The organism is Janibacter endophyticus (assembly GCF_016888335.1).
In the GTDB taxonomy this organism is placed as follows: Bacteria; Actinomycetota; Actinomycetes; order Actinomycetales; family Dermatophilaceae; genus Marihabitans; species Marihabitans endophyticum.
In genome coordinates, this window is the sequence record NZ_JAFEJG010000004.1 from 1,512,324 (window position 1) to 1,528,210 (window position 15,887).

Sequence of the window (15,887 nt, forward strand, 5' to 3'; positions counted from 1 at the left end):
CGCGGGAAGATTGACGGTGTCAGCGTGCCAGGACGGGAGATCCTTCGGCAACCGGACGCTGCGACGAGCCCCGCGAGGAGCCTCGAAGGGCGTCGACCGCGGCGGCGCAGGCGGCGAGGACGTCGCCCTCGTCGTAGCCGCGACCGGCGAGGACCGAGGGGCGGGCCAGGCCCGCCGCCTCGAGCTCCTCGACCGCGGCGAAGGGGGCCGCCTGGGTCGTCGTGACCCGCAGGCGCGGGTGGTGCATCCGGAGCGGACGGACCTCGGGGTGCTCGGTCGTCAGCGCCACGACGGCGGGCTCGACCGACTCGCGGACCATCTCGACGAGCGCGTCGAGGCTCGAGGCGAGGAGCACCCGCGGCCGGGGCGCTCCCGGCTCGAGGAGCACGCCGACCCAGCCGCCCGCGCACGCGTCGGCGCCGAGCACGACGTCGGTGACCTCGAGGGCGGCGGGCGTCTCGTCGGCCCCGGTCGCGATCTCCTCGAGCCGCCGGAGATGGCCCTCGACCGCCGCGACCTCGGCGCGCACCGCGGCAGCACGGTCCGGTGCCTCCAGGATCGCCCGCAGCCGGTCCTGCCAGATGTCCTCGTCCACGCCGACAGCGTGCCAGGTCAGACCGCGCGTTCCCAGGCCGCCACGGGACCGGGGACGACATCCATCATCGGGTGCGGCAAGACGGCCGCGGCCGGCCCGGGCAGCCGCGGCAGCCACTCCGGGGAGCGCCCGGCGACCTTGGCGCGCAGGTGCTCCAGCTCGAGCGCGAGCTGCCCGTCGGTGACCTCGAGGCGGGGCCGGGACGCAGCAGCCGGGACCGCGTGCAGCCGCCCCCGGTCGAAGCGGTACCCCCGCACGTCCGCCTCGTCGGCCAGCCCCTCGAGCCACCCCACCACCCCGACCACCGGGTCCGGCAGCGCGCGAAACCGGTCGAGCTGCGGGTGGCTGCGATACCCCTTCGTCCGGCCGAGGAGGACGGCCTGGGCGAGCAGCCCCTCGCGCCAGCCCGCGACAAGAGCGGCCCGGTCGAGCAGGCTCGGGTGCAGGCTCCACAACCTCATGGCACCACCCAACCACGGCCCGCACTACCATCGCGCTCATGGCCGCAGTGACGCAGAAGTCAGCCCTCGAGCTCGCCCCCACCCAGCTCTACATCGGAGGTGAGTGGCGCGACGGGTCGAGCGGCCAGACCTTCGAGGTCCACGACCCCGCGACCGGACGGGTCCTCGCCGAGGTCGCCGACGGGACGGTCGCCGACGGGGCCGCCGCGCTCGACGCCGCCGTCGCCGCCCAGGCCGCCTGGGCCCAGGTCGCGCCCCGCGAGCGCTCCGAGCTGCTCCGCGCAGCCTTCGAGCTCATCGCCGAGCGCGCCGAGCACTTCGCGATGCTCATGACCCTCGAGATGGGCAAGCCGCTCGCCGAGGCCCGGGGCGAGGTGAAGTACGGCAACGAGTTCTTCCGCTGGTTCGCCGAGGAGGCCGTGCGCATCCACGGCCGCTACGCCGTCGCCCCGGACGGCGCGACCCGCCTCGTGACGACGAAGCAGCCGGTCGGCCCGACCTTCGCCATCACGCCGTGGAACTTCCCGCTCGCCATGGGCACCCGCAAGATCGGCCCCGCGCTCGCCGCCGGCTGCACCCTCGTCGTCAAGCCCGCGCACGAGACCCCGCTGACGATGCTCCTGCTCGCCAGGACGCTCGAGGAGGTCGGCCTTCCCGCCGGGGTCCTCAACGTCATCACGACGAGCCACTCGAGCGACGTCTCCGAGCCGATCATCCGCGACCCGCGCCTGCGCAAGCTGACCTTCACCGGGTCGACCGGCGTCGGCAAGGCGCTCGTCGAGCAGTCCGCCGAGCAGCTCCTCCGGCTGTCGATGGAGCTCGGAGGCAACGCCCCCTTCGTCGTCTTCGAGGACGCCGACCTCGACAAGGCCGTCGACGGAGCGATGCTCGCGAAGATGCGCAACATCGGCGAGGCGTGCACCGCCGCCAACCGCTTCATCGTCCACGAGAGCGTCGCCGAGGAGTTCGGCCGGCGGTTCGCCGAGCGGATGGGTGCGCTCAACGTCGGCAAGGGCACGGCGAAGGGGGTCGACGTCGGGCCGCTCATCACGGAGAAGGCCCGCACCGGTGTCGCCGAGCTCGTCGACGACGCGGTCGCTGGCGGCGCGAAGATCCTCACCGGCGGAGAGGTGCCCACCGGCAAGGGCTGGTTCTACCCGCCGACCGTCATCACCGGGGTCTCCGCGGACGCGCGGGTCCTGCGCGAGGAGATCTTCGGCCCGGTCGCACCGATCATCACCTTCACCACGGAGGAGCAGGCCGTCGAGCTCGCGAACTCCAGCGAGTACGGGCTCGTCGGCTACGTCTTCACCCAGGACAACGCCCGCGTCATCCGCGTCGCCGAGGCGCTCGAGTTCGGCATGGTCGGCGTCAACCAGGGCATCGTCTCCAACCCGTCGGCCCCCTTCGGCGGGGTCAAGCACTCCGGCTACGGGCGCGAGGGCGGCTTCGAGGGCATCGAGGAGTACCTCGAGACGAAGTACATCGGCATCGCCCTCTAGCGATGAGCCGTCCCTGGAAGAGCCGGCTGCAGCTGCTCGCCGGCCTGCTGCTCGTCGCGCTCGCGATCTGGCTGGTCCTCGGCAACGCGACCGAGGGCGAAGGGGGGTCCGCCGGGTCTTCCGCGTCCGTCACCACCCCTTCGTCCACGACGACCGGACGGGCCACCCCTTCGTCCCCGACGGGGGGACGGGCCACCCCTTCGTCCCCGACGGGACGAGGCACCCCGGACTCGGGGCTGCCGACGATGGTTGCCTCCGAGCTGCCCCGGGAGGGGCGCCAGACCCTCGAGCTGATCCACCGCGGCGGACCGTTCCCGTACGACAGGGACGGCACCCCCTTCCAGAACCGTGAGCGGATCCTGCCCTTGCAGCCCCGCGGCTACTACGCGGAGTACACGGTGCGCACACCGGGCGAGCGCGACCGGGGTGCCCGGCGGCTCGTCGTCGGCGACGACGGGGACGTCTACTGGACCGACGACCACTACGACAGCTTCCGCCAGGTCGAGGAGGACCGATGATCCGTCTCGACGCCGAGGCCGTCGACTCCCTGCTCGTCGAGGCGATGCACGGCAACCTCCACCTCCACGTCGTCGACGGCGGCCACGACCGGGAGAGCGCGTACGACGCCTTCGAGGCGGCCCTCGACCTGCCGGACTGGTTCGGCCGCAACCTCGACGCCCTCTACGACTGCCTCCTCGACATCGTCGACCGGCACGAGGGCCCGTGGACGCTGCTGTGGCTCCCCGCCGCCGGGTCGGAGGCGGCGGACGACGCCGGGCTGCTCGGGGTGCTCGCCGACCTCGAGATGGAGAGCGAGGGCCTCACCGTCGCCGTCGGCTGAGCGCTTGGGATGATGGGCCGGTGACGACACCCACCGCCAGCAGCCCCACGCGGGTCACCCTCCTCGGCTCCACGGGGTCCATCGGGACCCAGGGGCTCGACGTCATCGCCGCCCACGCCGAGCGCTTCGAGGTCGCCGCGCTCGCCGGAGGGTCCAACATCGCCCTGCTCGCAGAGCAGGCCGCCCGGTTCACCCCGCCGCTCGTCGCTGCCGCGACGGGGGACGAAGGGGGACTGCGCGCGGCCGTCGCGGCCGCGGCCGCGGCGGCCGGGGTCCGCGGGTACCACCCCGAGGTCCTCGTGGGTCCCGACGCGGCGACCGAGGTCGCCGGCCGCCCCGCCGACGTCGTCCTCAACGGCATCACCGGCGCGATCGGGCTGCGTCCGACGCTCGCCGCGCTGCGGGCGGGCGCCACCCTGGCCCTGGCCAACAAGGAGTCGCTCATCATCGGCGGGCCGCTCGTGCGCGACGTCGCGGCGCCCGACCAGATCGTGCCCGTCGACTCCGAGCACTCGGCGATCGCCCAGTGCCTGCGGGGAGGGCGTGCTGAGGAGGTCCGCCGGCTCGTCGTCACCGCGAGCGGCGGCCCCTTCCGCGGCCGCACCCGCGCAGAGCTCGCGGAGGTGACGCCGCAGGAGGCCCTGGCCCACCCGAACTTCGCCATGGGCCGGGTCATCACGACGAACTCGGCCACCCTGGTCAACAAGGGGCTCGAGGTCATCGAGGCCCACCTGCTCTTCGACATCCCCTTCGACCGGATCGCCACGGTCGTCCACCCGCAGCAGCAGATCCACTCCATGGTCGAGTTCCACGACGGCTCGACGATCGCCCAGATGGGGCCGCCGCGCATGCTCGTGCCGATCGCCCTCGGGCTGTCCTGGCCGGAGCGGCTGCCCGATGTCGACGAGCCGAGCGACTGGACCCAGACCTGGAGCTGGGACTTCGCCCCGATCGACGACGAGGCCTTCCCCGCGGTGCGTCTGGCCCGCGAGGTCGGGACCGCCGGTGGGACCTTCCCCGCCGTGTACAACGCCGCCAACGAGATCGCCGTCGACGCCTTCCACGACGGGGCGCTGTCCTTCGTCGGCATCGTCGACACGGTCGCGGCGGTCGTCGACCGGCACGACAGCAGCCAGTTCGACGCGCACAGCCTCGCCGGGGTCCTCGGGGCCGACGCGTGGGCGCGAGAGGTGGCAGCGCAGATCGTCGCCGGGTGAGACGATGATCCTCATGCTGTACGTCGCAGGGGTGCTCATCATCGCCGTGGGGATCGCGCTGTCCATCGCGCTCCACGAGATCGGGCACCTCGTGCCGGCGAAGCGCTTCGGGGTCCGCGTGCCCCAGTACATGGTCGGTTTCGGCCCGACGATCTGGTCGCGCCGCCACGGCGAGACCGAGTACGGCGTCAAGGCGATCCCGCTCGGCGGCTACATCCGGATGATCGGGATGTTCCCGCCCAAGCCCGGCGACGAGCCGGGCACGATCCGCACCTCGAGCACCGGGCGCTTCACCCAGCTCGCCGACGAGGCGCGGGCGCAGTCCTTCGAGGAGGTCCGCCCCGGCGACGAGGACCGTCTCTTCTACAAGCTGTCGGTGCCCCAGAAGGTCACCGTCATGCTCGGCGGGCCGATGATGAACCTCCTCATCGCCTTCCTGATCTTCGGCGGGATCTTCACGCTCTACGGCACCGCCCAGGCCACCCCCACCGTGTCCTCGGTCAGCGAGTGCGTCGACGTCAAGCGGGTCGGTCAGACCGCGGCGCAGGAGTGCACGCCGGACATGCCTGCGGCGCCGGCCAACGCCGCCGGGCTGCGCCCCGGCGACACCATCACCGCCGTCGACGGCCAGGCCGTGCAGACCTGGGACGAGGTCCGGACGGCGATCCGGGCCCACGCGGAGCAGGAGATGACCCTCACCGTCACCCGGGGCGGCGCGACCACCGAGCTCGTCGCGACGCCGATGTCGCTCGAGCAGCCCCGCATCGGCGAGGACGGTCGCTTCGTCACCGACGCGGCGGGGGAGTACGTGCTCGAAGAGGTCGGCTTCCTCGGTGCGTCCCCGAGCGTCGAGCGGGTCAAGGAGCCGGCCACCGCGGTGCCCGGGCTCTTCGCCGACATGCTCGGCCAGACCTTCGCCGCCGTCGGCAAGATCCCGCAGAAGCTCGTCGGGGTGTACCAGGCGGCGTTCAGCGGCCAGGAGCGCGACCCCGAGGGGCCCATGTCTGTCGTCGGTGTCGGCCGGGTCGCGGGCGAGGTCGCGAGCTCGGACGAGTTCGGCACCCCGGCGGAGAAGCTCATGATGCTCGTCAGCCTCATCGGCTCCCTCAACCTCATGCTCTTCGCCTTCAACCTCATCCCGCTCCTCCCGCTCGACGGCGGCCACGTCGCCGGGGCGTTGTGGGAGGGCGTGAAGAAGACCTGGGCCCGGGTGCGGGGCCTGCCCGACCCCGGCCCGGTCGACGTCGCGAAGGCGCTCCCGCTCGCGTACGGGGTCGCCCTGACCTTCATCGCCATGACGGTGCTGCTCGTCTACGCCGACATCGTCAAGCCGATCAGCCTGCTCTGACCGCTCGGCTGGTTCCCCACCGGTAGGCCTTGCGGGGCGGCCGGGTCCGGAGGACGGTCGAAGGGGTCGACCCGCCGGGTCGGGGAAGCAGGGGTCCCGCCATGCCAGCACCGAGCGCACCAGTCACCCGCCGAGCCTTCGGCCTCGCCGTGAGCAGCACCGCTGCGCTCGGCACCGCGACGCTCCTCGCGCCGCAGTCCGGGGCCGCGCCCCTCGAGACGTCCGCCTGCCCCACCGGCTGGGGTTCGCTGCCGGAGCGCCGCAGCGCCATGGTCCGCGGGCCGGTGATCAACGTCCGCACCGGTCGGCACGCCTGCTACGACAGGCTCGTCGTCGACGTGCGGGGGATCGCTGCCGCCGGCTACGACGTGCGCTACGTCCGGACCTTCCGGACCGACGGCGAGGGGCGGGTCATCCCCCTTCGTGGCGCCGCGGACCTCCAGATCGTCGTGCGGGCACCCTCCTACCCGCGCGGCTACACCCCCCGCAACCGGCTCGCGCTGCGCGACGTCAGCGGCTACCGGACCTTCCGGCAGGTCGCCTGGGGCGGCAGCTTCGAGGGGCAGACGACGATCGGGCTGGGCGTGCGCGCCCGGCTGCCCTTCCGCGTGTGGACGATGCGCAGCGGCACCATCCGCATGGTCGTCATCGACGTCGCCCACCGCTGGTGACCTGACACCGCGCATCCTGTGGGACGGGCCGGTCCGCCCCTCAGGGTGCGCCCAGGGCAACGGCGCATAATGGGAGCCATGACTGTCTCCCTCGGCATGCCGAAGGCCCCCGCACCCGTCCTCGCGCCCCGCCGCCAGACCCGCCAGATCCAGGTCGGCAAGGTCGGGGTCGGCAGCGACCACCCGATCTCCGTGCAGTCGATGACGACGACCCTCACCTCGGACGTCAACACGACGCTCCAGCAGATCGCCGAGCTCACCGCCGCCGGCTGCGACATCGTGCGCGTCGCCTGCCCGAGCCAGGACGACGCCGACGCGCTCGCCGAGATCGCGCAGCACAGCCAGATCCCGGTCATTGCCGACATCCACTTCCAGCCGAAGTACGTCTTCCAGGCCATCGAGGCCGGCTGCGCGGCCGTGCGCGTCAACCCGGGCAACATCCGCAGGTTCGACGACCAGGTCAAGGAGATCGCCCGGACCGCCAAGGACCATGGCACCTCGATCCGGATCGGCGTCAACGCCGGCTCGCTCGACAAGCGGCTCCTCGAGAAGTACGGCAAGGCGACGCCCGAGGCGCTCGTCGAGTCCGCGGTCTGGGAGGCCAGCCTCTTCGAGGAGCACGACTTCCACGACTTCAAGATCTCGGTCAAGCACAACGACCCGGTCGTCATGGTCCAGGCCTACGAGCTGCTCGCGAGCAAGGGCGACTGGCCGCTGCACCTCGGTGTCACCGAGGCCGGGCCCGCCTTCCAGGGCACGATCAAGTCGGCGACCGCCTTCGGTGCGCTGCTCTCCAAGGGCATCGGCGACACCATCCGCGTCTCCCTCTCGGCCCCGCCGGTCGAGGAGGTCAAGGTCGGCCTGCAGATCCTCCAGGGCCTCAACCTGCGGCCCCGCAAGCTTGAGATCGTCTCCTGCCCGTCCTGCGGCCGCGCCCAGGTCGACGTCTACAAGCTCGCCGACGAGGTGACCGCGGGTCTCGAGGGCATGACCGTCCCGCTGCGCGTCGCCGTCATGGGCTGCGTCGTCAACGGCCCCGGCGAGGCCCGCGAGGCCGACCTCGGGGTCGCCTCCGGCAACGGGAAGGGGCAGATCTTCGTCAAGGGCGAGGTCATCAAGACCGTGCCCGAGTCCCAGATCGTCGAGACCCTCATCGAGGAGGCCATGCGCCTCGCCGAGGAGATGGGCGAGCCGATCGACGGCGAGGAGGCCAGCGCGCCGAGCGTCACCGTCGGCTGACAGACTCAGGGAGTGCTGCGCACCAGGTCACCCGTCCGCCTCCTCACCCTGGAGGACCGTGACGCTGCCCTCGAGCTGTGCGCGCGTGACCCCGCGGCCAACGTCTACGTCGCGAGCCGCATCCTCGACGGGGCCCTCGGCCTGGGCAGCACCGCCGTCGCCGGGTACTTCGACGGCGACGAGCTGCGCTCGCTGCTCTGGACGATCGCCAACGTCGTGCCCGTCGAGACCGATGCTGCGGCCCGGGCCGCCTTCGCCGACCGGGCCCGCAAGGTGCGGCGCCGGTGCGCGTCCTTCCTCGGTCCCCAGGACCAGGTCATGGGGCTGTGGGACGTCGTCGGCGAGGCGTACGCGCGACCCCGCTCGATCCGCTCCGAGCAGCCGCTGCTCGGGATGCGCGTCCCCCCGTCGAGCCTCGGGGTCGAGCTGGACCCACGGGTCCGCCCTGGGCTGGTGCAGGAGGCAGACCTGGTCCTGCCCGCGGCCGAGCACATGTTCACCGAGGAGATCGGCTACCCGCCCTACCAGGGCTCGCCGACGTACTACCTCGACTCCTTGCGGGCGCTCCTGCGCAAGGGCCGGACCTATGTCGTCGTGGAGCACGGCGAGGTGATCTTCAAGGCCGACGTCGGCTCGCTCGCCGTCGGCTGCGCGCAGGTCCAGGGCGTGTGGCTCGCGCCGCGGCTGCGCGGGCAGGGCCTGGCCGCCCCGATGATGGCCAGCGTCGTCGAGCTGACGATGGCCGACCATGCGCCGTTCGTCACGCTCTACGTCAACGACTACAACGCTCCGGCGCTGGCGACGTACGGTCGAATCGGCATGGAGCGCATAGGAACCTTCGCCACGATCCTCTTCTAGGAGCACGGATGAGCCAGCTTGTGTGGACACCACTGACCGATGGGGACCTCGACTCCCTCGTCGCCGTGGCGCAGGCCTGCCTCGACCGGGACGGTGGTCTGCCCGACCTCGCGACGCCGGAGCGGATCGCCTCGCTCTTCGGCGGGCGCGAGGGCATCGTCGGCCGGGACGACCTCCAGGAGGTCGTCGCGGCGGTGGCGATGACCAAGGACATCCGCGGCGGATTCACCGCCTCGGGGCTCGTGCACCCCAGCGCCTACGGCCAGGGTCTCGGCCTCGAGCTCGCCCGATGGGTCCGCGAGCACAGCAAGGGCGCAACGATCCACCTCGTGATGGAGTCGGTGAGCCCGGAGGCGGAGGAGCTCTTCGCCAACATCGGCCTGCACCGGACCTTCTCCGAGACCGTCATGCGCCACAACCTCAAGCACATCCCTTTCGTCCGGCTCGCCGACGACCTCGTCAGCCTGCCCTTCACCGAGGACCTGTCCGAGACCTTCCACAAGGCCTACGAGCAGTCCTTCCAGGACCAGCCCGGCTACGACAAGGGCGCCGCGACCGCCTGGGGCGCATGGCTGCGTGAGCAGGAGGGCTTCCTACCCGAGGCGTCGCGCGTCATGATCGACAAGACCGGTCACGTCGTCGGCTTCGTCACCGTCTCCGAGGACTGGATCGAGGAGGTCGGCGTCGTCCCCGCCTGGCGCGGCAAGGGCGTCGGGGCCCACCTCGTCGTCCGGACGCTGCGCGCCATGCAGAAGCGCGGGGCCGAGCGGGTCTGGCTCGCCGTCGGCAGCAAAAACCCGGCCCGCTCGCTCTACGAGCGGCTCGGCTTCAAGAAGTACGGCACGCGGGCGCGCTACCTGCTGCCCGGCGAGATCGAGGAGCCGGTCGGCGAGGCGGCCGAGGCGCTGCTCCGACGGGTCACCCGCCCCGTCGTCACGACGTGACCCGCAGCAGCGCGTGGGCCCCGCGCTCGGCGTCGGCCATCACGTGGGTGACGACCGGGTAGGTCCCGGCCTCGGGGAGCACGAGCTCGACGAAGCCGCCCTGTGCCGGCTGCAGCGCGAGCGCCTGGCTCCCGCCGTCGCGGGTGCCGAAGGCGTCACGCCCCCGCCGCAGGAGGTACCCGCCCTCGGCGTAGACAGTGTCGAGCTGACCGCCGACGACGTGCAGGCTGCTCGGCCGGTTGGGCCCGGCGTCGAGAACCCAGATCCGTACGCGCTCGCCGACCCGTGCCGTGAGCGGGCGGTGGTCGTACTGGTGGGCGATCCCGTTGAAGGTCATGAGGTCCGGCTGGGCGTCGGCCGCCACGGCCGGTGCGTCGACCTCGACGACCGGCGAGCGCCCGTCGCCGTCGAGATGAACCTCGGACTGCACGAGGAGATAGCTGCGCTCGACCTCGGGCAGCCCGGGCGGCTCGATGACGACCGCGCCGTGCATGCCGGCCGCGATGTGCGCGCTCATCGGCATCGTCGAGCAGTGGTACATCCAGATCCCCGCGCGCTCGGCGGTGAACTCGTAGACGAGCGACTCGCCGGGCGGGATCGTGCGCATCGGCTCGTCGGGGGCCAGCGAGCCGGCATGGAAGTCGATGGAGTGGCCCATCGTCCCCTCGTTGACGAGGGTGACCTCGAAACGGTCTCCCACCCGGCCGTGCAGGGTCGGGCCGGGCACGGCCCCGTCGAACGTCCAGCGCTTCTGCCGCACGCCCGGGGCCACCTCGAGCTCGACCTCCTTGATCGTCAGCGTCACCCTGCGCACGGTCTCGTCGGTCAGCGGAGGCAGCCCTGCGGGCACGGCCTCGAAGTCCTCGCTCACGCTGTCGTCGGGCGAGACCGTGGGCGAAGGGGTGGTGTCGGCGGGGGAGGGTCCGGCCTGGTGGCCGTCGCCCGAACCGGCCTCGTCGGAAGACCCGGCGACCGCGGAGACCCCGGCGCCGCCCCCTGCGCCCTCGACGACGACGTCGAGGACCATCCCCATCTGCCGGTGCCCGACGACCGAGCACCAGGCCTGCGTCGAGGCACCGACGACACCGACCTCGATCCGCTCCCGGGCCCCGGGGGCGACCCGGGAGGAGCGTGCGCCGCTGGCGAAGACGAGGTCGTGGGGGGAGCGGTCGTCGACGTTGACGAGCTCGATGACGAGCGTGTTGCCGGCGGGCACGGTGATGCTCGAGGGGGAGAAGCGCATGTCGTGCGCCTCGACGACGACCTCGGTCGTCTCGCCGGTGGGGGTGACCTCGCCGGCGGCTGCCGCGGACCCGCCGGCGGCGACCGGGACGCCCGCCGCGGCGGGGTCCCAGGCGACGCCGAGCGAGACCGCGAGTGCCATCGCGCCGACGGCCGCGACGAGCTGCCCCGGGGACCACACGGTGGCCTCGGGCCCGAGCGGGGTGAGCCCGCGCGGCTGCCCGGCGAGCGCGACCCGCGTGCGCACCGCGGCCCGGATCGCGCCGAGCAGCAGCGGCACGAAGCTCACGAGGGCCGCGAGGACGAGCACGGTGAGGAGCACCCGGACGGCCGAGGGGACCGGCAGGAGCGAGAGGACGAGCCCGATGTTCACCGTCGCCACGCGGAGCACGCCCCACCGGTCGAGGCGCTCCTGGGCGACGCGGACGACGGAGGCGCCACCGCCGAGGACGACCGGCACGAGGTGGGCGAGCGCTCCCATGACGAGCTGGAGGGCGAAGCCCACGGTGACGACCGAGGTGATCCGCCCGTAGGTCAGCCCGAGCTCGGCCCACGACCCGGCGGCCGCGACCCGGACCGGGACGAGCACGAGCGCGACGGCGAACCATGCGAGCGCGGCCGTCACCGACCACGTGCCGAAGTGGCGCGGCGGTGCCGTCCGGGCCGGGCGCAGCAGGGCACGTCCCCACCAGCCGACGGCCAGGGCGTACCCCACGAGCCCGGCGACGGCGAGCGGGCGGACGTCGCCGAGCGCGCCGGCGACGACGACGAGCAGGGAGATGACGAGCGCGGGCAGGGCTTGGCGGGCGAGGCTCTCGGCCCGCTCGTCCATGCGGGTGCGCAGCATCGTCGGCCACAGCGTGAGCAGAGTCCCGGTGACGGTCAGGCCGACCCAGCCGAGGACCATCACCATGGTGTGGGCGAGAAGCACCCGGCCGTGGGTCTCGCTCGTCAGCCCCCGGGCGAGGGTCGCGCCGAGACCGGCGCCGAGCACCATGCACGCGGCGGCGGCGAGGTAGTAGCGGATCGTCACCCGGAAGCGGCCCGGCAACGCGTGCCGCAGCCGTCGCCACAACGACCAGCCGTGCCACGCGACCGCGAGGGAGGCGAGCGTCGCCCCGGCGACCGTCACCGGCCACAGCGCCGTCGGGACCCCGACGAGCACGGCGAGGACACCGACGATGAGCAGCACGAGGCGCCGGTTGACGAGGGAGCGGGGCTCGCCCCCGGTCTTGAGCAGCGCGTCGGCGAAGTGGTTGCTCCACACGACGATCGAGTGGGTCACCGCGCCCAGGAGGACGAGGTGGACCATGAGCCACCGCGACTCGGGGACGAAGGGGTGCACGAGGGCGAGCAGGGCGGCCAGGACGAGCCACACGACACCGGGACGGTCGCGCAGCGCCCACCGGCCCCGGTCGACGGGTCGGCCGCCCGCCCCCTTCGCCCCGGCGGGGGCCGAGGTGACGGGCTCGGGGGTCGACGACGACCCGGACGGCGAAGGGGGCGTGCTCATGCCAGACGTCCTGTCGGTGCGGTGGGTGTGACGAGGCTGGAGACGACGGTGAGCGGGAGGAGCACGAGGGCCGCGACGGTGAGGTGGGCGCCCACCTCCCAGGGGGTGTCGAGGCCGAGCCCGTCGCCGAGGCCGACCCGGACGAGCAGACCGGCGTGGAGCACGACGAGCGGGACCCACATGCGACGCCCGTGCGGGACGGGCCGGCGGATGACGGCCGGGAGGATGATCGTCGCGTGGGCGAGCACCATCGACATCGCGAAGCCGAGGAAGACGGAGTGCACGACGGAGTCGTAGGCGGGGATGCTCGCCGGCGGTCCGCCGAGCAGCCAGACGAGGGAGCCGACGACGAGCCAGGCGTAGCCGAGGAGCATGGCGACGGCGGCGAAGCGGGGGCGGCCGGGGACCTTGAGGGTCCGGCGGGCCACATCGTGCCGGGCCAGCCACGCGGCGAGGGCGAGGAGGACGGCCCCGACGACCCGGACGCCCGGCTCCGGGCGCAGCAGCGCGAGGGTGCAGGCGCCGAGCAACGAGACGCCGACGAGGAGGAGGACGCCGCCGGCGCTCGAGGGCAGCTGCAGGCGAGCGAGCTCGACGCGCTCGGCCGCGATGGTGAGCACGACGAAGCTCACGAGCCACGGCAGGACCGCCGGGACGTCGACGCGCAGCCACAGGACGACGGCGACGAGGGCCGCGGCCGAGCCGAGCGCCTCGACGGCGGTGCCGGCGTCGCGCTGCCGGTCGTAGAGCCGGGCGTAGACGGCGAGGAGGGCGGTGAGCCCCGCGGCCAGGAGCACGGCCCCGGCCGCCCGCGGCCCGTCGGCGACCAGGACGATGCCCCCGGCGCCGAGGAGGCCGGGTGCGGCGTGGGCCCACGGCTGCCGGAGCGCGACGGAGCGCTCGAGCGCGATGACGGTGCCGAGGAAGCCGAGGGTCATGATGATCCCGTGCCGGTCCGGCAGGTGCGCCGCGGCCGACGGGGGAGTCACCCCGGTGAGGAGGACCGCCCCGACGAGCCCGGCGGCGAGGCAGAGGCCGCCGGGCAGGAGGAGCCAGGTCCGGCTGGGTGCGGTCATCTCGGGCGTGCCGTCAGGGAGCCGGGGTGAGGTCGTGGACCCGCTCCCAGCCGTCGCCGCCGGCGAGGGCGATCGCGGCGGCCGGGAAGAGCCCGTTGTCCTCGTGGTCGATGTGGGCGCGGAGCGCGAGCTCGAGGTCGGGCATCCGGGCGGCGTCGCCGGCCCGGACGGCCGCGAGCAGCTCGTCGATGCCGGTGTGCTCGCCGCAGAGCCGGTCGATGTGCTCGGTGAACTCCGGGTCCTCGCGCAGGACGTGGAAGAGCCCCACCTCCTCGGCGCGGGTGTGCGGGTCGAGGAGCGCGGCGAGATGGTCGGCCGCCTGCTCGCGAGCGCCGGTGCCACCGCTCTCGGTGGCGCGGCGCAGCTCACCGAGCCGGTTGATGATCTCGCCGTGCTCCTCCATGAATCGACCGATGCTCTCGATCGAGTCGCACCCGCAGTACGAGCACATCAGCGGGTGCGCGCCAGCCGCAGGTGCCAGGCCTCGGGGCCCTCGGTGAGGTAGGTGACGTCGATGGCGCCGGCCTCGCGCTCCTCGATCTGGGCGAGCAGCGGCTTGGGGTCGTGGGGGGCGACGAGCACCATCGCGCCGCCGACGGGGACCGAGCCGAGGGCGCCGAAGACGACGCCGTGCCGGATCGCGTGGGGGATCGTGCGGACGTCGAGCTCCGGGGTGCCGGTGTCGCTGCAGCCGCACGCGCAGCCGGCCGAGGCGGAGAGGCCGAGATCGTTGGTCATGGGGTCTGTCCTTCGGTCGATCGAGTTACTACACTGACGGTGTGAAAACTACGCCTCCGCTGGGCCCCGCGGCAACTCCGCTCCCGGGCGAGCGCCCGGACCTGCCTCCTGGCCGACGCGCGGTCCTCGCGGCGGTGGACGCCGCGGAGGTGTGCACGGCCGCGCAGGCCGGGGAGGTCGCGGGGCTGCACCCGAACATGGCGCGCCGCCACCTCGACCGGCTCCTCGCCGACGGGCTCGTCAGCGCCCGGACCGAGCCGTCCGGACCCGGCCGCCCGTCCCGACGCTACGGGTGCACCCCGGCGGGGCGCGCGGCCCTCGCCACCGAGGACGATCTCGCCGAGGAGTACCTCGCCCTGGCGGCCGCCTTCGCCGAGCAGCTCGCCGTGGCCAGCGTCGACCCGGCCCCGGTGGCCCGCGCCGTCGGCCGGGGGTGGGGGGAGCGCCTCGCCGTGGGCTCGGGCGACGTCCTCGACGTCCTCGACCGGCTCGGCTTCTCGCCCCGGCCGCGTGAAAACGTCGTCGAGCTGCGCACCTGCCCGCTCCTCGGGGCCGCGACCGCCCACCCCGAGGTCGTGTGCGAGGTCCACCTCGGCCTCGTCCACGGCGTCGACGCCGCCCTCGGTGGCCCCGGGACAGGGGGCAGCCTCACCCCCTTCGCCGAGCCCGGTGCCTGCCTGCTCCGCCTCCCCGACGGCCGCCGACCCGCCTCGTGACTGTCGGGTACTGCTGAGGTTCGTCGACCACCACCCCCGTGGACTCCGGGATCTCGCTGCCGGGGCCGCGAACCTCAGCACGACACGATCGCAGGTACCGTCCTCGTATGAGTGTCGAGCAGGCCGCGGCCGCCCTCCGGGGCGCGCAGCAGGTCGTCGTCCTCTCCGGGGCCGGGATGAGCGCCGAGTCCGGCGTCCCGACCTTCCGCGAGGCCCAGTCCGGGCTGTGGGAGGAGTTCGACCCCTCCCGGTTGGCGACCCCCGAGGCGTGGCAGGCCGACCCTCCCTTCGTCTGGGCCTGGTACGCGTGGCGGGTCGGGCTGGTCCGCGACGTCGAGCCCAACGACGGCCACCGGGCCCTGGCCGCTCTCGCCCGCACCCACGACGTCACGATCGTCACGCAGAACGTTGACGACCTCCACGAGCGCGCCGGCAGCGAGGTCCTCGCGCACATCCACGGCTCGCTCTTCGAGTACCGCTGCGGCGACTGCGGCGTCCGCTACGACGCACCGGTCGAGGTGCCGAGCGAGCCGGTCGAGCGGCTCGACCCGCCGACCTGCCAGGCCTGCGCCGGCGACGTCCGGCCGGGTGTCGTCTGGTTCGGCGAGGACCTGCCGATGGACGACTTCCAGGCGAGCGTCGAGGCCCTCGAGTCCCTGACGAAGGGGGATGTCTGCCTCGTCGTCGGGACCTCCGGCATCGTCTACCCGGCGGCGGGGATGCCGGCGATCGCCCGCGGTGCGGGCGCGACCGTCGTCGAGATCAACCCGCACGAGAGCGACATCTCCGACATGTGCGACATCGTCGTGCGCGGGAGCGCGGCGACGACGCTGCCCGCTCTCGTCGCCGCCCTCGGCTGACCTCCTCGGCGGGGATATCCTGCCCAGGACCCACCACCCCCTTCGTCAGGAGCACGCCCCGTGGTC

The 15,887-nt window shown here is 73.4% G+C and carries 17 protein-coding genes; 11 read left to right on the forward strand and 6 right to left on the reverse strand.

Features of this window, described 5'->3' with window-relative positions; all coding sequences use genetic code 11:
* Window positions 1–19 precede the first annotated feature (19 nt).
* Complete coding sequence (locus JNO54_RS07360; RefSeq protein ID WP_204143313.1) at window positions 20–595, reverse strand: hypothetical protein; 576 nt, start codon at window positions 593–595, stop codon at window positions 20–22.
* A gap of 17 nt (window positions 596–612) precedes the next feature.
* Window positions 613–1,056 (reverse strand): pyrimidine dimer DNA glycosylase/endonuclease V, encoded by a 444-nt coding sequence (locus JNO54_RS07365; RefSeq protein ID WP_204143314.1) that lies wholly within the window; start codon window positions 1,054–1,056, stop codon window positions 613–615.
* Window positions 1,057–1,094: 38 nt separating this feature from the next.
* On the opposite strand from JNO54_RS07365, the gene JNO54_RS07370 reads away from it, so the two are divergent.
* The 9 genes from JNO54_RS07370 to JNO54_RS07410 all read left to right on the forward strand — a co-directional run bounded on the left by JNO54_RS07370 (window position 1,095) and on the right by JNO54_RS07410 (window position 9,676).
* Complete coding sequence (locus JNO54_RS07370) at window positions 1,095–2,558, forward strand: NAD-dependent succinate-semialdehyde dehydrogenase (protein ID WP_204143315.1); 1,464 nt, start codon at window positions 1,095–1,097, stop codon at window positions 2,556–2,558.
* A 2-nt stretch (window positions 2,559–2,560) separates the two neighbouring features.
* Window positions 2,561–3,076, forward strand: coding sequence for a guanyl-specific ribonuclease (locus JNO54_RS07375; protein WP_204143316.1), 516 nt, complete (start codon window positions 2,561–2,563; stop codon window positions 3,074–3,076).
* On the forward strand, window positions 3,073–3,399 hold the full coding sequence (locus JNO54_RS07380) for a barstar family protein (RefSeq protein WP_204143317.1): 327 nt from the start codon (window positions 3,073–3,075) through the stop codon (window positions 3,397–3,399). The genes JNO54_RS07375 and JNO54_RS07380 overlap by 4 nt, the downstream gene beginning before the upstream one ends.
* Window positions 3,400–3,419: 20 nt before the next feature.
* Entirely contained in the window at window positions 3,420–4,616 is a 1,197-nt protein-coding gene (gene dxr, locus JNO54_RS07385) for a 1-deoxy-D-xylulose-5-phosphate reductoisomerase (RefSeq protein WP_204143318.1), read from the forward strand.
* 4 nt (window positions 4,617–4,620) lie between these two features.
* The gene (locus tag JNO54_RS07390; RefSeq protein WP_233703203.1) at window positions 4,621–5,964 is read left to right on the forward strand and encodes a M50 family metallopeptidase; all 1,344 of its coding nucleotides are present in this window, start codon (window positions 4,621–4,623) and stop codon (window positions 5,962–5,964) included.
* A gap of 101 nt (window positions 5,965–6,065) precedes the next feature.
* Entirely contained in the window at window positions 6,066–6,635 is a 570-nt protein-coding gene (locus tag JNO54_RS07395; protein ID WP_233703204.1) for an AMIN-like domain-containing (lipo)protein, read from the forward strand.
* A 78-nt stretch (window positions 6,636–6,713) separates the two neighbouring features.
* A complete protein-coding gene (gene ispG / locus JNO54_RS07400) occupies window positions 6,714–7,874 on the forward strand; it encodes a flavodoxin-dependent (E)-4-hydroxy-3-methylbut-2-enyl-diphosphate synthase (RefSeq protein ID WP_204143319.1) in 1,161 nt (386 codons plus the stop codon).
* 12 nt (window positions 7,875–7,886) lie between these two features.
* Complete coding sequence (locus JNO54_RS07405; protein ID WP_204143320.1) at window positions 7,887–8,732, forward strand: GNAT family N-acetyltransferase; 846 nt, start codon at window positions 7,887–7,889, stop codon at window positions 8,730–8,732.
* Between the two features lie 8 nt (window positions 8,733–8,740).
* Window positions 8,741–9,676, forward strand: a complete 936-nt coding sequence (locus tag JNO54_RS07410; RefSeq protein WP_204143321.1) for a GNAT family N-acetyltransferase — start codon at window positions 8,741–8,743, stop codon at window positions 9,674–9,676.
* On the opposite strand, the gene JNO54_RS07415 is transcribed toward JNO54_RS07410, so the two are convergent.
* Genes JNO54_RS07415 through JNO54_RS07430 form a run of 4 tightly spaced genes read right to left on the reverse strand, consistent with a single transcriptional unit; the run spans window position 9,666 to window position 14,245 of the window.
* Window positions 9,666–12,431 carry a multicopper oxidase domain-containing protein gene (locus JNO54_RS07415; protein WP_204143322.1) on the reverse strand — a complete coding sequence of 922 codons (2,766 nt, stop codon included), beginning with the start codon at window positions 12,429–12,431 and terminating at the stop codon, window positions 9,666–9,668. The two genes, JNO54_RS07410 and JNO54_RS07415, sit on opposite strands and share 11 nt — an antisense overlap.
* Window positions 12,428–13,507 carry a DUF8744 domain-containing protein gene (locus JNO54_RS07420; RefSeq protein ID WP_204143323.1) on the reverse strand — a complete coding sequence of 360 codons (1,080 nt, stop codon included), beginning with the start codon at window positions 13,505–13,507 and terminating at the stop codon, window positions 12,428–12,430. The genes JNO54_RS07415 and JNO54_RS07420 overlap by 4 nt, the downstream gene beginning before the upstream one ends.
* 13 nt (window positions 13,508–13,520) lie before the next feature.
* Entirely contained in the window at window positions 13,521–13,910 is a 390-nt protein-coding gene (locus JNO54_RS07425; protein ID WP_233703205.1) for a hemerythrin domain-containing protein, read from the reverse strand.
* 47 nt (window positions 13,911–13,957) lie between these two features.
* Entirely contained in the window at window positions 13,958–14,245 is a 288-nt protein-coding gene (locus JNO54_RS07430) for a DUF2249 domain-containing protein (protein WP_204143325.1), read from the reverse strand.
* A gap of 41 nt (window positions 14,246–14,286) precedes the next feature.
* Here JNO54_RS07430 and JNO54_RS07435 point away from each other — a divergent pair, with 41 nt between their 5' ends.
* Together JNO54_RS07435 and JNO54_RS07440 are read left to right on the forward strand one after the other, a co-directional pair.
* Entirely contained in the window at window positions 14,287–14,961 is a 675-nt protein-coding gene (locus JNO54_RS07435; RefSeq protein WP_204143326.1) for a helix-turn-helix transcriptional regulator, read from the forward strand.
* Between the two features lie 107 nt (window positions 14,962–15,068).
* The gene (locus JNO54_RS07440; RefSeq protein WP_204143327.1) at window positions 15,069–15,821 is read left to right on the forward strand and encodes an SIR2 family NAD-dependent protein deacylase; all 753 of its coding nucleotides are present in this window, start codon (window positions 15,069–15,071) and stop codon (window positions 15,819–15,821) included.
* Window positions 15,822–15,887: the final 66 nt, after the last annotated feature.